This is a genomic window from Lentimicrobium sp. L6 (genome assembly GCF_013166655.1).
Lineage (GTDB): Bacteria > Bacteroidota > Bacteroidia > Bacteroidales > UBA12170 > UBA12170.
This window is the reverse complement of the sequence record NZ_JABKCA010000163.1, coordinates 1-1,660: the sequence shown is the minus strand read 5'-3', so window position 1 is coordinate 1,660 and position 1,660 is coordinate 1. Positions and strand designations below refer to the sequence as shown.

The following is a 1,660-nucleotide window of genomic DNA, read 5'->3' as shown; positions in this document are numbered from 1 at the left end:
AATATTCTGAAATTCACCTCTAAAGCCGCTTTCTGTTTGGGAGAGGCCTTCCCGCGGTCTCCGAAATAAGTTAAATAGTATATATAATAATTTGTGTATCAGACAATAACCATTCTAATGAAAGCACACCTGATGCTATGCAAAGTTTATAAAGACTTCCGCAGGAATGTCACTATAAGGAGGAGTTTATGCTGACATGCAATCGTCATCATTTATTGTTTTCCGGAAAGGCATTTGTGAAGTAGTCTTTGATATATAGCGGAAGCCTGTCTAACTGCGAAAGCCAGGTAGATTTTGTAACGCTTTTTCAGAAAGTGTTGAAGAAATATATGAGCAAGCTTTTTCAGATTAAATGAACCATTTGAGTAATATATTTATTAATAAAAGCTTCCTAAATAAACAAGAGAAAAATGACAGTTTGTCCATCCCCAAGAAAAACATGTTGATCCGTTACACCCTTTATAAAATTGAAAGAGTCTCAGCGGGGAACTGAGACTCTAACAGAATTAACCAAAACCTAATTATTATGAAAAATCAATATTTGTGTCTTTTATATCATGTGTTCTAACACTACCATCATGATGACTATTAGAACAATAAACAAATAAAACTCAGTTTTTACACCTTTAAATATTCTCATTGTTTATCTAAATTGTTTAAGGCAAAGATACAGTAAGCTCATCGGATCAGAACTCGTGCTAAAGACTTAATGATCTGGAGGTTTCAACTAGGTGATTTTACTGAGGACAGAAGGGATGGTATAGGCCGAAAAAAAGCTACAATTGAAATTTCAATTGCAGCTTTCTTTTCCTTTTTTTCTTCCTTTAAGGCGTTGACCCACCAGGGCTCGAACCTGGACTCTTTTGAACCAAAATCAAACGTGTTGCCAGTTACACCATGGGTCAATTGCTTATTGCGGTGCAAAAATAGTACTTTTTTGTAAACCACAAAACAAAGATGAAAATATTTTTAATATTTAGGCGTTTCCCGCAGTGGCAGCGGCTGCAGCCATGGCTTCCATTTCCTTATCGAAGTGAAACATTCCACCCTGAGAGCTGCCTGCTAACTCCAACTTATCGAGGACGGTACGTGCGCTAGCTTCTTCTTCCACCTGTTCCTGAATATACCATTGTAGGAAATTTGAAGTCAAATAATCTTTTTCATTCATACATACTTCAAAGAGATTATTGATAAGGCTAGTAACCATTTCTTCATGACTTAACACTCCTTTGAATACATCTTGAATAGAATCCCAGTTATTTTGTGGTTCTTCTAAAGCTTGTGTTTTGGCATGTGAACCTCTTTCGTTAAGATAATTCACTAACTTAACCATATGCATTCTTTCCTCATCGGCATGGGCATATAGATAAGCCGAACTGCCTGGGAATCCATTCATATCACACCAATTGGCCATCGCAAAATATAATCTTGAAGATTCCTCTTCTGCTTTAATTTGTGCATTAATGGCATCTGCTACTTTCTGATTCATATCTTTTTTTTTATTCTTCGTACATAAAAATTCTTGTCTTGCAAAAATAAGGAATTATACCAATGAATATCTGATTGTACGAGAAATATGTTCAATCTCTCATATGCAGAGAATTATTTTGGGTCACATTAAAAATTATGGGGAGCAATGGTTTTTAGCCTTTTCATAGTT

Annotated in this window: 1 protein-coding gene and 1 tRNA gene; both read right to left on the bottom strand. The window is 35.5% G+C overall.

Annotated elements, in window-relative coordinates:
• Positions 1-832: 832 nt before the first annotated feature.
• Positions 833-905, bottom strand: a tRNA-Gln gene (locus HNS38_RS19990).
• Positions 906-976: 71 nt separating this feature from the next.
• Positions 977-1,489 carry a ferritin gene (locus tag HNS38_RS19985; RefSeq protein ID WP_172347000.1) on the bottom strand — a complete coding sequence of 171 codons (513 nt, stop codon included), beginning with the start codon at positions 1,487-1,489 and terminating at the stop codon, positions 977-979.
• Positions 1,490-1,660 lie beyond the last annotated feature (171 nt).